At 72.6% G+C, this 17,401-nt stretch carries 10 protein-coding genes and 1 rRNA gene; 2 read left to right on the plus strand and 9 right to left on the minus strand.

Translation table 11 applies throughout. The annotated features are described in order from the left end of the window. Positions 1-217: 217 nt before the first annotated feature. The 7 genes from J5Y04_RS29515 to J5Y04_RS29545 all read right to left on the minus strand — a co-directional run bounded on the left by J5Y04_RS29515 (position 218) and on the right by J5Y04_RS29545 (position 12,319). Positions 218-694, minus strand: coding sequence for a CinA family protein (locus tag J5Y04_RS29515; RefSeq protein WP_245205688.1), 477 nt, complete (start codon positions 692-694; stop codon positions 218-220). A 74-nt stretch (positions 695-768) separates the two neighbouring features. Then, positions 769-1,407 carry a CDP-diacylglycerol--glycerol-3-phosphate 3-phosphatidyltransferase gene (gene pgsA, locus J5Y04_RS29520; protein WP_148642737.1) on the minus strand — a complete coding sequence of 213 codons (639 nt, stop codon included), beginning with the start codon at positions 1,405-1,407 and terminating at the stop codon, positions 769-771. Next, on the minus strand, positions 1,404-2,888 hold the full coding sequence (gene rimO, locus J5Y04_RS29525) for a 30S ribosomal protein S12 methylthiotransferase RimO (protein ID WP_209415449.1): 1,485 nt from the start codon (positions 2,886-2,888) through the stop codon (positions 1,404-1,406). The genes pgsA and rimO overlap by 4 nt, the downstream gene beginning before the upstream one ends. A 107-nt stretch (positions 2,889-2,995) precedes the next feature. Then, a complete protein-coding gene (locus tag J5Y04_RS29530; protein ID WP_209415450.1) occupies positions 2,996-3,859 on the minus strand; it encodes a RodZ domain-containing protein in 864 nt (287 codons plus the stop codon). A 262-nt stretch (positions 3,860-4,121) separates the two neighbouring features. Beyond that, a complete protein-coding gene (locus J5Y04_RS29535) occupies positions 4,122-6,836 on the minus strand; it encodes a DNA translocase FtsK (RefSeq protein WP_209415451.1) in 2,715 nt (904 codons plus the stop codon). A gap of 127 nt (positions 6,837-6,963) precedes the next feature. Then, complete coding sequence (locus tag J5Y04_RS29540; protein ID WP_209415452.1) at positions 6,964-7,599, minus strand: response regulator; 636 nt, start codon at positions 7,597-7,599, stop codon at positions 6,964-6,966. A 322-nt stretch (positions 7,600-7,921) separates the two neighbouring features. Further along, positions 7,922-12,319: a HAMP domain-containing protein gene (locus J5Y04_RS29545; protein WP_209415453.1), complete on the minus strand. Its 4,398-nt coding sequence runs from the start codon at positions 12,317-12,319 to the stop codon at positions 7,922-7,924. Positions 12,320-12,732: 413 nt separating this feature from the next. On the opposite strand from J5Y04_RS29545, the gene J5Y04_RS29550 reads away from it, so the two are divergent. Both J5Y04_RS29550 and J5Y04_RS29555 read left to right on the plus strand, forming a co-directional pair. After that, positions 12,733-15,288, plus strand: coding sequence for a SpoIIE family protein phosphatase (locus J5Y04_RS29550; RefSeq protein ID WP_209415454.1), 2,556 nt, complete (start codon positions 12,733-12,735; stop codon positions 15,286-15,288). Positions 15,289-15,692: 404 nt separating this feature from the next. After that, a complete protein-coding gene (locus tag J5Y04_RS29555) occupies positions 15,693-16,256 on the plus strand; it encodes an acetate uptake transporter (protein ID WP_209415455.1) in 564 nt (187 codons plus the stop codon). Positions 16,257-16,343: 87 nt separating this feature from the next. Here the strand turns inward: J5Y04_RS29555 and J5Y04_RS29560 are convergent, their stop codons facing one another. Together J5Y04_RS29560 and rrf are read right to left on the minus strand one after the other, a co-directional pair. After that, on the minus strand, positions 16,344-17,192 hold the full coding sequence (locus J5Y04_RS29560) for a phosphatase PAP2 family protein (RefSeq protein ID WP_209415456.1): 849 nt from the start codon (positions 17,190-17,192) through the stop codon (positions 16,344-16,346). A gap of 94 nt (positions 17,193-17,286) precedes the next feature. Then, a 5S ribosomal RNA gene (rrf, locus tag J5Y04_RS29565) occupies positions 17,287-17,401 on the minus strand; the annotation flags it as partial.

Raw genomic sequence — 17,401 nt, forward strand, 5'->3', positions numbered from 1 at the left:
TACCCGGGTCGGCTGGCACCTCGTCGTACCCTCCGCGCGGCGCCCGGCCACCGCCAAGCCACTCGTTCGCCACCTGGTTTCTGCCCAACCAGGCCCTCCGATGTAACACGATCCTCCAGCCGGCCCATACCCGTACGCCAGTTCGGCAGATCTCGGTTCGGTGGAGATCTCGACGGGCGGGGCCTGCGTGACGCCTCTGCGGTGGGCGGGCGACGGCTCAGTGCGTGGACGCACCGGCCGGGAGCCGCCCGACGAGCAGCTCCAGAGCGGCGGTCACCGCTCTGCGACGGATTGTGGCACGCTCGCCCGACAACCGGGGCGAAGTGACCAGACTTCCCCCCGGACCGGCGACCGCGAGGTGTACGGTGCCCACCGGCTGTCCGTCCTGCGGATCCGGCCCGGCCACGCCGGTCGTCGCCACCCCGTAGGTGGCGCCCAGCAGCCGGCGCACGCCCTCGGCCATCTGCCGCGCCACCACCGGGTGCACCGGTCCGTGCACGGCCAGCAGGCCCTCGTCGACGCCGAGCACCGAGGCCTTCAGCTCGGTCGCGTACGCGGTGACCGAGCCGCGGAAGGTCGCGGACGCCCCCGGGACGTCCACCAGCGCCGCCGCCAGCAGCCCGCCGGTGAGCGACTCCGCCACCGCCACGGTGCTGCCCTCGCCGCGCAGCGCGGCGTGCGCCCGCTCCGCCAGCGCGTAGTCCGCAGCGGCCTGCGACCCGTGCCCCGCCCCGGCGTCCACCACGCGATCCACCCCGTCCTCCCCCGTCACCGGCCCGCGCGCTCCGCGGCCAGCCCCTCGCGGCGCAGGCGCAGCGCCTGCCCGATGTAGTCCAGCGCGGTGCCGACGGTCAGCAGCACCGCCAGCCCCATCAGCACGGCCCGCGCGGTGGCGAGCCAGCCGGTCAGCTCCAGGACGTACATGCCGACCGCGATGCCCTGGGTGAGCGTCTTCAGCTTGCCGCCCCGGCTGGCCGGGATGACCCCGTACCGGATCACCCAGAACCGCATCAGGGTGATGCCGAGCTCGCGGGCCAGGATGACCGCCGTGACCCACCACGGCAGGTCGCCCAGCACCGAGAGGCCGATCAGTGCCGAGCCCATGATCGCCTTGTCGGCGATCGGGTCGGCGATCTTTCCGAAGTCGGTGACCAGGCCCTTGCGCCGGGCCAGCTCGCCGTCGAACAGATCGGTGATCATCGCGACCGCGAACGACGCCCAGGCCACCGCCCGCCACTTGGGGTCGTGGCCGCCGTCGGCGAAGAGCAGCGCCACGAAGACCGGCACCAGCAGCAGCCGGAGCATCGTGAGCATGTTGGCGATGTTCCAGATCCCCGGCGCCGGCGGCGCCGCGGCCGCCGGTCTGCCCGGGTGGGCCGCGGCCGGGGCGCCGGGCCCCTTGGTCATTCCCCGGCTCCCGGGGCCTGGCCGACCCGCACCTGCTCCAGTGCCTCGGCGACCAGGTCGACGCCCTCGCTGGCGACCACCCGGGCCCGGTAGAACCGGCCGACCTGCGGGTCCTCCACGCCGGTGAGCGTGGTGAGGCCGTCCGTCTCGGGCGCCTGGTGGGCGGCGCGGCCCTCGACCAGGTCGCCCTCCACGGACTCGACCAGCACCTCGACCTCGGTGCCGATCCGCTGCTCGGCCCGCTGGGCGGTCATCTCCTCGGCGAGCCGGGTGAGCCGGTCGAGCCGGTCCGCCACCACGTCCTCGGGCAGCTTGCCGTCGTAGGTCGCGGCCTCGGTGCCGTCCTCGTCGGAGTAGCCGAAGACGCCGATCGCGTCCAGGCCGGCGTGCGTGACGAAGCGCTCCAGCTCGGCGAAGTCCTCCTCGGTCTCGCCGGGGAAGCCGACGATGAAGTTGGAGCGGGCGCCGGCCTGCGGGGCCTTGCCGCGGATCGTCCCGAGCAGCTCCAGGAACTGGTCGGTGGAGCCGAAGCGGCGCATCCGGCGCAGCACCGCGGGCGCCGAGTGCTGGAAGGAGAGGTCGAAGTAGGGCACCACGTCGGCGGTGCCGGTCATCGCGTCGATCAGGCCCGGCCGCATCTCGGCCGGCTGGAGGTAGGAGACCCGGACCCGCTCGACGCCCTCGATCGCGGCGATCTCGCCGAGCAGCGTCTCCAGCAGCCGGATGTCGCCGAGGTCCTTGCCGTACGAGGTGTTGTTCTCGCTGACCAGCACCACCTCGCGGACGCCCTGCGAGGCCAGCCAGCGGGCCTCCTGGAGCACGTCGGAAGGGCGGCGCGAGATGAACGAGCCGCGGAAGGCCGGGATGGCGCAGAAGGAACACCGCCGGTCGCAGCCGGAGGCGAGCTTCACGGAGGCCACCGGGCTGTCGTCCAGCCGCTTGCGCAGGGTGCGCGGCCCGGAGGCGGGCGCCACGCCCTCGGGGAGGTCCTCCGGCGCGCTCTCGGCGCCGCCGTGGCCCGGGAGGGCGACATCGGCGGCGGCGGCCTGGCGCTCGACGGGGCTCAGCGGCAGCAGCTTGCGGCGGTCACGCGGGATGTGCGGGGCGTGGTGGCCGCCCGAGAGGATGGTCTGGAGGCGGTCGGAGATGTCCGAGTAGTCGTCGAAGCCGAGCACGCCGTCCGCCTCGGGCAGCGCGTCGGCCAGCTCCTTGCCGTACCGCTCTGCCATGCAGCCGACCGCGACGACGGCCTGGGTGCGACCGTGCCCCTTGAGGTCGTTGGCCTCCAGCAGGGCGTCGACCGAGTCCTTCTTGGCGGCCTCGACGAAGCCGCAGGTGTTGACGACGGCGACGTCGGCTTCGGCGGCGTCGTCGACCAGCAACCAGCCGTCGGCCTCCAGTCGCCCGGCGAGTTCCTCGGAGTCCACCTCGTTGCGGGCGCATCCGAGCGTGACAAGGGCGACAGTACGGCGTTCAGGCATAGGGCCAAGATTAACGCGCGGCCGCCGGGGCCGTTCGCCCCGGAGGCCGCGCGCCCCGGATTACCGGATCTTCACCGGACCTTCGCCCGGTCGCAGACCGCCCGTGGTCAGCCAGCCTGCGGGTCGCCGGGGGTGTACGTGACATGCACCACCTGGCCGTTCTTGCCCGCCGGACCGAGGTCCTTGCCGTTGACGTACACGTGCACGGCACCGGCGTTGCCGATCACCAGCTTGATCTGCTTGGGGTCGGTGAAGGTCTGGTCCTGACCCTCCTCGATGTTGTTCTGGAACAGCGACTTGCCGTTGCCGTCCAGCGCCGAGACCCAGCTGGTGTCCTTCTCGGCGACCAGCTTCACGGTGACCTTGTCGGCCGGCGCGGCCGCGATCGCCGCGACGCTGGGCGCCGGGGCGGGCGGCTGCACGCTCGGCGAGGGCGCCGCGGCGACCGAGCCGGTGCCGGAGCCGCTGGGCAGCGGTGCGCTGGCCGAGCCGGTGGTCGAGCCGGTGGTCTTGCCGCTGACCAGGTTGAAGCCGATCAGTGCGACCACCGCGAAGATCGCGGCGACCATCGCGGCCGTCCAGTTCGGCCGGCCGCGGCCGGGAACCTTGATCGGCCCGCTCTCGATCAGCTGGGTCGGCCGCTTGGTGGCCGGGGCGCCGCCGTGCGCGGCGTCGTACTGGGCCACCAGCGCCTCGCCGTCCACGCCGACCGCGCGGGCGATCGAGCGGATGTGGCCGCGGGCGTAGAAGTCGCCGCCGCAGCGGCCGTAGTCGTCCTCCTCGATGGCATGCACGATCGGCACCCGCACGCGGGTGGCGCTACTGACCTGGTCCACCGTGAGTCCGGCGTCGATCCGGGCAGCGGAAAGCACCCGGCCGATGCTCACGGCATCGGCCGCCTGCTCCGCGCCGCCGGAAGGCTGGGCGGACGACGGGGCGTTCTCGCGGTCGCGGGACTTGCCGATGGTCACGGGGCACGCCTTTCGAGCGGATGGCCACCTGCTGGGGAACAGTCTAGGGGCGCGGGCGGATCGTTTCTCAAGCGGAACAGGCCCGAATGCGCACACCCACCCGGTCCCGCTCCCGAACGGCCACTGACCGGCCGTCAGGGCGTCGGCCGCCGTTCACCGGAGCCGCCGCTTTCGCCGTGTGACGCGGTGCACGTCCGATCGGTTCCGTACACCGCGCCTACCCCCCTCCGAACGGGTGAACACCCCGGAACGGGACGCTCCGTCAGCCGCGGATGCCGACGATCACGCCGTCCAGTTCGTCCGGCTTCACCAGGACGTCGCGGGCCTTGGAGCCCTCGCTCGGGCCGACGATCCCGCGCGACTCCATCAGGTCCATCAGCCTGCCGGCCTTGGCGAAGCCGACCCGCAGCTTGCGCTGGAGCATCGAGGTGGAGCCGAACTGGGTGGAGACCACCAGCTCCGCGGCCTGGATCAGCAGGTCCAGGTCGTCGCCGATCTCCTCGTCGATCTCCTTCCTGGGCCCGCCGCCGACGGTGACGTCGTCCCGGTAGACGGCGGTCAGCTGGTCCTTGCAGTGCTGGACGACCGCGGCGATCTCCGCCTCGGTGACGAACGCGCCCTGCATGCGGATCGCCTTGCTCGCGCCCATCGGCAGGAAGAGCGCGTCGCCCTTGCCGATCAGCTTCTCGGCGCCCGGCTGGTCCAGGATGACCCGCGAGTCGGCCATCGCCGAGGTCGCGAACGCCAGCCGGGACGGCACGTTGGCCTTGATCAGACCGGTGACCACGTCCACCGAGGGCCGCTGGGTCGCCAGCACCAGGTGGATGCCGGCGGCCCGGGCGAGCTGGGTGATCCGGACCACCGAGTCCTCGACGTCGCGCGGGGCGACCATCATCAGGTCGGCCAGCTCGTCGACGATCACCAGCAGGTACGGGTACGGCTTCAGCTCGCGCTCGCTGCCCAGTGGCGGGGTCACCTTCCCGGCCTTCACCGCCGCGTTGAAGTCGTCCACGTGCCGGAACCCGAACGCCGCGAGGTCGTCGTAGCGCAGGTCCATCTCGCGCACCACCCACTGGAGGGCCTCGGCGGCCTTCTTGGGGTTGGTGATGATCGGCGTGATCAGGTGCGGGATGCCCTCGTACGCGGTCAGCTCGACCCGCTTCGGGTCGACCAGGACCATCCGGACCTCGTCCGGGGTGGCCCGGGCCAGCACCGAGGTGATCAGGCAGTTGATGCAGGACGACTTGCCCGCGCCGGTCGCGCCGGCCACCAGGATGTGCGGCATCTTGGCGAGGTTGGCCATCACGGTGTGGCCCTCGACGTCCTTGCCCATGCCGACGACCATCGGGTGGGTGTCCTCGGCGGCCGTGCGCGAGCGCAGCAGGTCGCCGAGGTTGACCATCTCCCGGTCCCGGTTGGGGATCTCGATGCCGACCGCGGACTTGCCCGGGATCGGGCTGATGATCCGCACGTCCGGGCTGGCCACCGCGTACGCGATGTTCTTGGCGAGCGCGGTGATCCGCTCCACCTTCACGGCCGGGCCCAGCTCGACCTCGTACCGGGTGACCGTCGGGCCCCGGGTGAAGCCGGTGACCCTGGCGTCCACCTTGAACTCGCCGAAGGTGCTGGTGAGCTGCGCCACCACCTCGTCGTTGAGGGCACTGCGGGCCTTGGCCGGGCCGCCGCGCTCCAGCAGGTCGAGCGAGGGCAGCGCGTAGGTGATGCCCTCGGAGAGCTGGAGCTGCTCCATCCGCACCGGCGCCGGGCCGTGCTCCTCCGGTGCGCCGGGGCCGGCCCCGGCGCTGCGGGCGGCCGGGACGGCGGGCTCCTCGGGCGGGGCGGTGCGGTCCTGCACCTGGTGCATCATGTTCGCCACCGCCGAGGAGGCGGGCACGCCGTAGACCAGCGCGCCGTCCAGGTCGGCGGCGGCGCCGGCGGCGAGGTCCCGGGTGGCGTACGGGTCGGCCAGGTCCTTGACGAACGGGTCCCTGCCCGGCACGTCGGCGGCGGCGGAGTCCTGCTCCGGGTCGTCCGGCTGCTTGCGTCGGCGGCGGCGCCGGCGGGCGGCGACCTCGTCCTGCGGGGAGTCGCCGTCGGCGTCCACCGTGAACGGCAGCGCCGACGGGTCGGCGTCCTCCGGCGGCGCGGTGGAGAACTCGCGCTCCGGCGTACGCCCCCCGGTCGGCTCGTCGTCCGGACCGGGCTCGACCACGCCGAGGCGCACCCCGGCCGCGCGCAGCCGCTCGGGGATCCGGTTGACGGGGGTGGCCGTGGTGACCAGCAGGCCGAAGAAGGCCAGCAGCAGCAGGAGCGGCACCGCGAGCGGCGGTCCGGCGGCGGCCATCATCGGGGTCGAGACGGCCCAGCCGACGATGCCGCCGGCCGCCCTTATCCGGGACGCACCGCTGCCCATCATGGGCGCACCGCAGCCGATGTGGACCAGGCCGAGCACGCCGACCACCAGCGCGCTGAGGCCGATCATGATCCGCCCGTTGGCCTCGGGCAGCTCCGGATGGCGCATCAGCCGGATCGCGACGGCCGCCAGCAGGAAGGGCACCAGCACGTCCAGCCGGCCGAACAGCCCGGAGACCACGTTGGTGGCCGCCTCGCCCAGCCAGCCCTGGGGGCTGAACCAGGTGCCCGCGGCCGTGACCAGCGCCAGCGCGAGCAGCAGCAGGCCGACGCCGTCCTTGCGGTGCGCCGGGTCCAGGTTCTTGGCGCCGTCGCCGAAGCCGCGGAAGACCGCGCCGACCGCGTGTGCCAGGCCGAGCCAGACGGCCCGGACGGCGCGGAAGAGCATCGGCGGGGGCGGGGGCGGCGCCGCCGGGGCGGGCTTGGCCGGGGCCTTCTTCGCCGGGGCCGGTTTCTTGGCCGCCGCCTTCTTCGCGGGCGGCTTGGCCGGAGCCTTCGCCGCGGCCTTCTTGGACGGTCCCGGACTCGAACTGCGTGCCGCGCTTCCGGGCGTACGTGTGGCCATGGCTCAGCAGCCTACCGGGGCCGACCACCGGTGCCCATGCGCCTGGTACGGGGTGCCCGGACGTGTCGCAGACACACCGTCACGCTGATCCGGTTTCACCCGGACGGGGCAAGCGGGCGGCCGCCGTCTAGTCCGTACCGGGGCGCAGCGCGTCGAGCGCCCTGCGCAGGCCCGTCAGCTTCCGCTCCAGGTGCACCGCGGTGGCGGCGACCCCGCCGTCCTCGGTGCCGTCCAGCTGCTTGACCAGCGCCTCGGCCTGCTCCTCCACCGAGGCCAGCCGCGCCGACAGCTCGCCCAGCAGCGCGCCGCCGATGGCCGGCTGCCCGCCGCCCTCCTCCAGTTGCAGTCGCAACAGCGCGGCCTGCTCCCTGAGCTGGCAGTTCTTCATGTAGAGGTCGACGAAGACCGACACCTTGGCGCGCAGCACCCAGGGGTCGAAGGGCTTGGAGATGTAGTCCACCGCGCCGGCCGCGTAGCCGCGGAAGGTGTGGTGCGGCCCGTGGTTGATCGCGGTCAGGAAGATGATCGGGATGTCCCGGGTGCGCTCGCGCCGCTTGATGTGCGCGGCCGTCTCGAAGCCGTCCATGCCCGGCATCTGGACGTCGAGCAGGATCACCGCGAAGTCGTCGGTGAGCAGCGCCTTGAGCGCCTCCTCACCGGAGGCCGCGCGCACCAGCGTCTGGTCCAGCGCGGAGAGGATCGCCTCCAGCGCCAGCAGGTTCTCCGGCCGGTCGTCGACCAGGAGGATCTTCGCCTTCTGCATTCCGGCCCGCCCTCCTGTCGTCTGCCTGCCTGGGGAAGGCACCCGCGTACTGCCCACCACTACCCCGGTCATGCTAGCCGCACCCCCTCGCCCGGCACACCGCTCCGTCAGGACTTGATCCGGAACGACACGCAACCGGTGCCCCGGCGCACGCTCAGCAGCGAGTCGCCGTCCGGTCACTGTTCGCAACGATCGGTGACCCTACCCGGTTCCCGCCCCCGACCGCCAGAAAACTGTCCGCCCCCCGGGCGTGAACCCCGGAGCGGGCCGGGTACCGCACGCCCCCGCCGGTCCTCCCGGTCCGGCGGGGGCGTCGCGGCGGCTATCCCTTCCGGGCCGTCAGCCATTCGTGCATCACCGTCAGCAGGTGGTCGGTCTCGACCGGCTTGGTGATGTGGTCGGTGGCGCCGGCCTCCAGGGACTTCTCCCGGTCGCCCTTCATCGCCTTGGCGGTCAGCGCGATGATCGGCAGACCGGCGAACTGGGGCATCCGGCGGATCGCCTCGGTGGTCGCGTAGCCGTCCATCTCCGGCATCATGATGTCCATCAGGACCAGCGCGACGTTCTCGTGCTGCTCCAGCATCTCGATGCCCTCGCGGCCGTTCTCGGCGTAGAGGACGGTCAGGCCGTGCTGCTCCAGGACGCTGGTGAGCGCGAAGACGTTGCGGACGTCGTCGTCCACGATCAGCACCTGCTGGCCGTCGAAGCGGGCGTCCACCCGTCCGGCCGGACGGACGGCGGGGCCGACGGCCTGGGCGCGGCCCTCGGCGGAGGCGTCCAGGGCGGCGGCGCGGCGCCGTTCGACGGCGCCCCGGCGGCGCTCCTCGGCCAGCTCCCGGACCTCCTGAGCCCAGTGGTCGGCCGGGTTCTCGCCGACCGGGACGGGCGTGCCCGCCGGGGTCACGGCGACCGTGGCCCGGACCGCGGGACTGCCGGCGGCCGGCGGCTGCGCGCCCGCGGGAACGCCCGCGGCCTCGGTGCGCAGCGGCAGGTAGAGGGTGAAGGTGGAGCCCTTGCCGAGCTCGCTCTCGGCGTGGATCTCACCGCCGAGCAGCCGGGCGATCTCCCGGCTGATCGAGAGCCCGAGGCCGGTGCCGCCGTACTTGCGGCTGGTGGTGCCGTCGGCCTGCTTGAACGCCTCGAAGATCTCCCGCAGCTTGTTGCCGGGGATGCCGATGCCCGTGTCGGAGACCGAGAAGGCGATCAGCTCGTCGTCCGGGCCCTGGATCGCGCCCGCCTCCAGCAGCTGCTCCCGGACGTGCTGCGGGACCTCGGGGCCGGCCGGGCTGATCGAGAAGTCGACCGCGCCGGCGTCGGTGAACTTGACCGCGTTGGAGATCAGGTTGCGCAGCACCTGCTGGAGCCGCTGCTCGTCGGTGTGCAGGGTGACCGGCAGCGCGGGCGAGACCCGGACGGCGAAGTCGAGGCTCTTGTCCAGGGCGACCGGCTGGAAGGTGGCCTCCACGTAGTCGACCAGCTGGACCAGGGCGATCCGGGCCGGGCGGACGTCCATCTTCCCGGCCTCGACCTTGGAGAGGTCGAGGATGTCGTTGATCAGCTGGAGCAGGTCGGAGCCGGCGCCGTGGATGGTGTCGGCGAACTCGACCTGCTTGGGCGAGAGGTTGCCCTCGTTGTTGTCGGAGAGCAGCTTGGCCAGGATCAGCAGCGAGTTGAGCGGGGTGCGCAGCTCGTGCGACATGTTGGCGAGGAACTCGCTCTTGTACCGGGAGGCCAGGGCGAGCTGCTCGGCGCGCTCCTCCAGGACCTGCCGGGCCTCCTCGATCTCGCCGTTCTTGATCTCGATGTCACGGTTCTGCTGGGCGAGTTGCGAGGCCTTCTCCTGCAACTCCTCGTTGGTGCGCTCCAGCTCCTCCTGGCGCGCCTCCAACTCGGCGGAGCGCATCGAGAGTTCCGCGGTCAGCCGCTGGGACTCCAGCAGCAGGCCCTCGGTCTTGGTGTTGACGCTGATGGTGTTGACGGTGACGCCGATCAGGTCGGCGATCTGGTTGAGGAAGTCCAGTGCCACGGTGGTGAAGGAGCTGAACGTGGCCAGCTCGATCACGCCCAGCAGCCGGCCCTCGAACAGCACCGGCAGCACCACGATGTGGGCCGGCGAGGCCTCCCCGAGGCCCGAGGCGATCTTGAGGTACCCGGGCGGCGCCTCCTTGAGGATGATCGCCCGCTTCTCCACCGCGGCCTGGCCGATCAGCGACTCGCCGGGCCGGAAGATGGTCGGCATCGCCCGCCGCTGGTAGCCGTAGCTGCCGATCAACCGCAGCACGGTGTCGTTCTCGTCGTCGTCCTCGGTGATCAGCTCGGCGGTGCGGCCGGCCGGCTGGGCGAGGAAGAACGCGCCGTGCTGGGCGGAGACCACCGGCGTCAGCTCGGTCATGATCAGCGACGCGACCGCCTCCAGGTCCCGGCGGCCCTGCAGCAGGCCGGAGATCCGGGCCAGGTTGGTCTTCAGCCAGTCCTGTTCCTGGTTGGTGCGGGTGGTCTCGCGCAGGTTGGCGATCATCTGGTTGATGTTGTCCTTGAGCTCGTCGAGCTCGCCCGCGGCGTCCACGTCGATCCGCAGGCTCAGGTCGCCCCTGGTCACGGCGGTGGCGACCTGGGCGATCGCGCGCACCTGCCGGGTCAGGTTGTTGGCCAGCTCGTTCACCGACTCGGTGAGGTCCTGCCAGGTGCCGTCCACGCCGGGGACCCTGGCCTGGCCGCCGAGACGGCCGTCGGTGCCCACCTCGCGGGCCACCCGGGTCACCTCGTCCGCGAACGACCCCAGCTGGTCGACCATGGTGTTGATGCTGGTCTTGAGCTCCAGGATCTCGCCCCGCGCGTCCACGTCGATCTTCTGCGAGAGGTCGCCGCGGGCCACCGCGGTGATCACCAGCGCGATGTTGCGGACCTGGCCGGTGAGGTTGTTGGCCATCAGGTTGACGTTGTCGGTCAGGTCCTTCCAGATGCCGGCCACGCCCGGCACGCTCGCCTGGCCGCCCAGGGTGCCGTCGGTGCCGACCTCGCGGGCCACCCGGGTCACCTCCACCGCGAAGGAGGAGAGCTGGTCGACCATCGTGTTCAGGGTGCCGGCGAGCGCCGCGACCTCGCCCTGCGCGTCGATGGCGATCTTCTTGGAGAGGTCGCCGCGGGCCACCGCGCCGGCCACCTCGGCGATGTTGCGGACCTGGCCGGTGAGGTTGTTGGCCATCAGGTTGACGTTGTCGGTCAGGTCCTTCCAGATGCCCGACACCCCGCGCACCCGGGCCTGGCCGCCGAGGATGCCCTCGGTGCCCACCTCGCGGGCCACCCGGGTCACCTCGTCGGCGAACGCCGACAGCTGGTCGACCATCGTGTTGACGGTCGTCACCAGCTCCAGGATCTCGCCCCGGGCGTCGACGGTGATCTTCTTCGACACGTCGCCGCGGGCCACCGCGGTGGTCACCTCGGCGATGTTGCGGACCTGACTGGTCAGGTTGTTGGCCATCAGGTTGACGCTGTTCGTCAGGTCCTTCCAGGTGCCGGAGACCCCCGGCACGCTCGCCTGGCCGCCGAGGATCCCCTCGGTGCCGACGTCCCGGGCGACCCTGGTCACCTCGTCCGCGAAGGCGCCCAGCTGGTCCACCATCGTGTTGATGGTGTTCTTCAGCTCCAGCATCTCGCCGCGCGCGTCCACCTCGATCTTCTGCGAGAGGTCCCCGCGCGCCACCGCCGTCGTCACCTGGGCGATGTTGCGCACCTGGCCGGTCAGGTTGTCGGCCATGAAGTTGACCGAGTCGGTGAGGTCCCGCCAGACGCCGGCGACACCCGGCACCTGCGCCTGACCGCCGAGACGGCCCTCGGTCCCCACGTCCCGGGCCACCCTGGTCACCTGCGCGGCGAAGCCGTTGAGCTGGTCCACCATCGTGTTGACGGTGTTCTTCAGCTCCAGCATCTCGCCGGCCACCTCGACCGTGACCTTGCGCGACAGGTCGCCCTTGGCCACCGCGGTTGTCACCTGGGCGATGTTGCGCACCTGCGCGGTCAGCCGGCCGGCCATGGTGTTGACCGAGTCCGCCAGGTCCTTCCAACTGCCCGAGACGCTGCGCACCTTGGCCTGGCCGCCGAGCTTGCCCTCGGTGCCGACCTCGATGGCGACCCTGGTCACCTCGTCCGTGAACTCGGAGAGCTGGTCCACCAGGCCGTTGACCGTCCGGCCGATCTTCAGGTACTCGCCGCGCAACGGGTGGCTCACCCCGTTGCCGTGCAGCGAGCGCAGCTCCATCTTCTGGTCCAGGTCGCCCTCGGCGATCGAGGCCAGCACCCGGCCCACGTCGGCCATCGGCCGGGCCAGGTCGTCGATCAGCGCGTTGCAGTTGTCGACGGCGGCCATCCAGGCGCCCTCGCCGGCGCCGGTCTCCAGCCGCTCGTTCAGCCGGCCCTCGCGGCCCACCGCCCGCCGCACCCGGGCCAGCTCGCCGGTCAGGTGCTGGTTGCGCTCGGCGACCTCGTTGAACACCGCGGCGATCTCGGCCAGCGGCCCGTCGCCCGGCACGGTCAGCCGGCGCCGGAAGTTGCCGTCCCGCATGGCGGTCAGCGCGGCCAGCAGCTTGCGCAGCTCGGCCGGCTCGGCTCCCCGGTTGTGGTTCGCTCGCCGGCCGGCCGCGCTCCGCGGCGCGGCCCCGGACCGCGCACCACGCTGAGCGGGCGGCGTCGTACCGGTTGCGTCCTTGGTGGCCGAACTCAACGGGCCCCTCCCAGATCGTGAACTGTCCGGTGACCGGCCGCGCCCCTTCCGGGGCCCGCAACCGGACACCGGCCCGGCGCAACTGCGTCCCCGCGGGCCTCGCGGCCCACCGGAACCCACACGACCGTACTGCTCCGACCGGCCGTCGCGGACCCCCCAGTCTGGCAGCACGGGCGCCGGGTATACGGCCGGTTGCGCTCGGTTGTTACCGCCCCGGCCGAAACAGGTGGGCAGAATCACCCTCAGGTGCCTGTTTCGGCGCCCCGCCCCCACGGGGAACCAACCGGAAAGTAGGGTGGAGCGCTGCACCGGGCCACGCCCCCGCCCAGCGCCGCCGCTCACCCCGCCGGCGCGTACGGGGAGTCGGCGCCGCACCCGGACAGCCAGGGCCAGAGCAGAGGAGAAGTGGCAACGTGGTCACCGCGCGCGCAGCCGCCACCTTCGAACCCGTCGGCCGGTCGGCCGGAGCCGCCCGCTCGTTCGTCCGGGACGCCCTGCTGGGGTGGGGCCTGCCCGAGGTCGTCGACGACGCCGTCGTGCTGGTCAGCGAACTCGTCACCAACGCCGTCGTGCACGCGGGCACCGCCGCCGAGGTCTGCTGCCTGCGCGAGGACGGGACCGTCCGGATCGAGGTCACCGACCACCACCCCGAACGCGGACTGCCGTCCTTCGCCGACGTCCCCGTCACCGCCTCCGACCGCTACGCCGACCCCGACGGCGAGGGCGGCCGCGGCCTGCTGATGTGCTCCGCCCTCGCCGAACGCTGGGGCGTCGAGTACGCGGCCGGCCGCAAGACCGTCTGGTTCCGCCTCGCCCTGCCCGCCCACGTCGCCGGGACCCGCTACGCCGTCCCCGCCACCCCGGGCGGCGAACTGCCCAGCAGCAGCGGCCCGGTGCACGTAGCCGTGGTCCAACTCGACGACGACGGCCGCGTGCTCGCCTGGAACGCCGACGCCGAGGCCCTCTTCCGCCACCCCGCCGACGCCGTCCTCGGCAGCCCCTGGGCCGACCTCGCCGTCTGGCCGCAGGGCCCCGGCCTCGGCCTGGCCGCGACGCTCCGGCTGGCCCGCTGGGAGGGCGGCTACGGCCTGCGCCACGCCGACGGCCGCACCGTCGACGTGTACGGCCTCCAGGTCCGGATCCGCGACACCGACGGCACCCCGTCCACCCTCTGTCTGCTCGTGCTCGATTCCGACCGGGCGGTGCTCCGCTCCCCCGCCCGTGCCCTGCCCGGCGACAGGTCCGACCAGGCCGCCGGCCGGCTCGACCTGCTCGCCGGCCCCACCGCCTCCGACGACCTCGACACCCTGCTCCAGCGCACCGTCGAACGCGCCCGCGACCTGCTCGACGCCGACGCCGCCTACGTCCTGCTCACCACCGAGGACGAGACCGAGTTCGAGGTCCGCGCCGCCACCGGCCTCACCACCGGCCACCGCCGGCACAGCCGCTTCCCGGTCGAGACCGGCAACCGCTACGACTCCGCCCGGCTGCCCTCCGTCCACGAGGACCTCGCCACCCGCCCGAACGGCCCCGCGCTGCTCACCGGCAGCGGCCTGCGCTCCCTGCTCACCGTCCCGCTCAAGGTCGAGGGCCGGCTGATCGGCTCCCTCGGCATCGCCGCCGCCGCCCCCGGCCGGTACGACAACGAGGACGCGCTGCGCCTCCAGTTCGCCGCCGACCGCGTCGCGCTCGCCATCGAGAGCACCCGGCTCACCGAACTCGACCGGCTGCGCCGCGGCTCGCTCTCCTTCCTCGTCGAGGCCTCCGACCTGCTGGCCGGCACCCTGGAACACGAGCAGACGCTCGCCCTGATGGCCCAGATGGCCGTCCCCACCCTCGCCTCCTGGTGCGCCGTCTACACCAACGGCGACCACGGCGCCCCGGCCTCGCTCGCCTTCGTCCTCCACGAGGACGAGGACCGCATCGACCCGCTGCGCGCCCTGCTCGACAAGACCCCGGCCCCGGAGTCCGGCCCCACCCACGGCGTCCGCTTCTGGACCGCCCCGGTCGACACCGCCCGGGCCGGCGGACTGACCGACAGCCCCGAACTCTCCGGCCTGCTCGGCGAGACCGTCGTCCTGCCGCTCACCGCCCGCAACCGCGTGATCGGCCTGCTCGTCCTCGGCGCCCCGGCCGGCGTCCGGTTCCGCCAGGAGATCCTGGAGCTCGCCGAGGACCTCTCCCGCCGGGCGGCCCTCGCACTCGACAACTCCCGCCTCTACTCCGAGCGCACCGCCACCAGCCAGGCCCTCCAGCGCAGCCTGCTGCCGCCGGACCTGCCCGAGATCCCCGGCGTCGAGGTCGACGTCTACTACCAGGCGGCCGGCGAGGGCAACGAGGTCGGCGGCGACTTCTACGACCTGTTCACCATCCGCGAGGGCACCTACGGCTTCGCCATCGGCGACGTCTGCGGCACCGGCCCCGAGGCGGCGTCCGTCACCGGCCTCGCCCGGCACTCGCTGCGCCTGCTCGCCCGCGAGGGCCTGGACGCCCCGCAGGTCCTCAGCCGGCTCAACGCCGCCATCCTCGACGAGGGTTCGCGCAGCCGCTTCCTCACCCTGCTGTACGGCGAGCTGACGCCGCGCCCGGACGGCAGCACCGAGCTGTCGCTGGTCTGCGCCGGCCACCCGCTGCCGCTGCGGCTGCGCACCGACGGCCAGGTGGACCGGGCCGCCACCCCGCAGCCGCTGCTCGGGGTGATGGACGAACTCGACCTCACCGCGGAGCACTTGGTGCTCGCCCCCGGCGAGGTACTGCTCTGCGTCACCGACGGCGTCACCGAACGCCGGGAGGGGCTGCGGATGCTGGGCGACGACGGCCTCGCCGAGGTGCTGACCGGCTGCACCGGACTGACCGCGGGTGCGGTGGCCCTGCGGGTGCAGCGGGCCGTCGAGCGGTTCGCCCCGGAGCCCCCGTCCGACGACATGGCCATCCTGACCCTGCGGGTGCCCGCCCAGCGCGTGGGCTGACCGGTGCCGGCTGCGGGCCGGGCCCTGCCGCACGCGGGCCGGGCCCTGCCTCACGAGGTTTGACCACTGCCGCACGTGAGTTGAGCGCGGCTGTCCGAAGTCTGAGCGCTGCTGCCCGTACCGGGGCGACTCGGAAGCCAACCGTGAGCGTTCGACAGCTGACGACGGCACAAATTGTACGATTCACAAGGGTACAAGCTCTGCCGACCGGGTACACCGATCTCACCGGGGAATCCCCCGGCGGGGACACGACCAGCGGTTCCTCCGCTGGGCCGTCATTCTGACCGCAGCCGTCGCACGCTCCAGCCGTGCGCCCTCGGCGCGGTCGCGCGCATCCACCTCATCGAACATCCCACCTGCGGTCGACCGCGCCCTGCGCGCGCCCAAACCGAAAGGAGCCTCCGGTGAGCAACGAAGCTTCCGGGGCACAGAACGCCCGTTCAACCGGTGCCGACGCCGTCAACCTCGGCTACCTCGCCCTCGGCCTGACACTCCTCGCCTACGGTCTCCTCTCCACCGGGATCCTCAGCGGCACCGGGGTCGGGGACTCGGCACATCTCGCCCACCTCCTCGGCGGAGTCACCCTCTTCATCGCCGGTCTCTGGCAGCTCCGCGGCGGCGAGGGCTTCACCGGCACGGCCTTCACCAGCCTCGGCGCCTTCTGGGCCACCTGGTCCGCGGCCGGCGGGGCCGGAAAGAACGCGGCGGGCCTGTTCCTGCTGCTGTGGGCCCTGCTCGCCCTCACCCTCACCGCCGCCGGCTGGAACGCGGGTCTGTTCAGCCGCCTCGTCTACGGTCTGCTGACCGTCTCGCTGGTGCTCTCCGCCTTCGCCACCTTCAACACCTCCGGCGGCCTCGCCAAGTTCGCCGGCTGGGTCGCCGCGGCCTCCGGGCTCGTCGCCTGGTACTGGGCCACCTCGTCGCTGACCAACAGCGCCTGGGGCCGGGCCGTACTGCCGGTCAAGTAAGGGCCTGGCCAAGGATCCGACGGCAGGCACGCACAGGGGCCGGCCTCCCCCGGGTGGGAAGGCCGGCCCGACGGCGCGTCCGTCCGGCTAGCGCCGGCTGCCCGCCCGTTCCGCGGCCGGTGCGTCGACCGCCGCCGACACCGCACGGGAGGCCCGGCGGGCCCGCCAACGGGCGAAGGCCGCCTGGGCGGCGTACGCGAAGAGCAGGATCGCCACCGCGACCAGGCCGTCCGCCCAGAAGTGGTTCGCCGTGACCACCACGACCGCGACGGTCAGCATCGGGTGCAGCACCGCCAGCCAGCGCAGCGAACTCGTCGACACCCGGATCACCGCCACCGCCGCCAGTACGCACCAGGCCACGTGCACCGACGGCATGGCCGAGAGCTGTGCGGCGACCACCACCCCGCCGACCGCGCCCCCGTACACCGACTGGCCGTACTCGGCGGCCACGTCGACGAACCCGCTCTGCGGCAGCATCCGGGGCGGCGCCACCGGGATGAACTGGACGGCGAGGCAGATCGCCGTCGTGATCACCACCGTGTTCCGCACCCAGGCGTACCGCTCGCGGTGCCGCACGAAGACCCAGACCAGGACGGCGATCATCACCGCGAAGTGCATCACGGCGTAGTAGTAGTTCGCGGCCTTCACCGCCACCGGGTACGGCGTGACCGCCGCCTGCCAGGACGCCTCGTCCGGCAACCCGACCGCCAGCTCCGCCCGGTGGATCCAACGCGCCCGGTCCAGCGCGTGCTCGCTGCTCATCAGGGAGAGGTGTCCGACCAACTGCCAGAGCGCGAACAGCGCCAGCAGCGTTCCGGCCTCGCGCAGCAGCGACGACAGCGGGGCACGCCGCCACCTCGACGCCGCGTACGAACCGCCGTAGAGAGCGACCGCGGTGCCCCCGGCGGACTGCCAGGTAAGGGTCAGGTTCTGCAACGGTTCGTGCCTTCCGCCGGCCGGGGTGTGCTGGCAGAGACGTTAACGCAAAAAGACCCCCTTCCGTCCGGAAGGGGGTCTTTTTGGAATGATTGTTCGGCGGCGTCCTACTCTCCCACAGGGTCCCCCCTGCAGTACCATCGGCGCTGTGAGGCTTAGCTTCCGGGTTCGGAATGTAACCGGGCGTTTCCCTCACGCTATGACCACCG

Source organism: Kitasatospora sp. RG8 (genome assembly GCF_017813315.1).
Taxonomy (GTDB): domain Bacteria; phylum Actinomycetota; class Actinomycetes; order Streptomycetales; family Streptomycetaceae; genus Kitasatospora.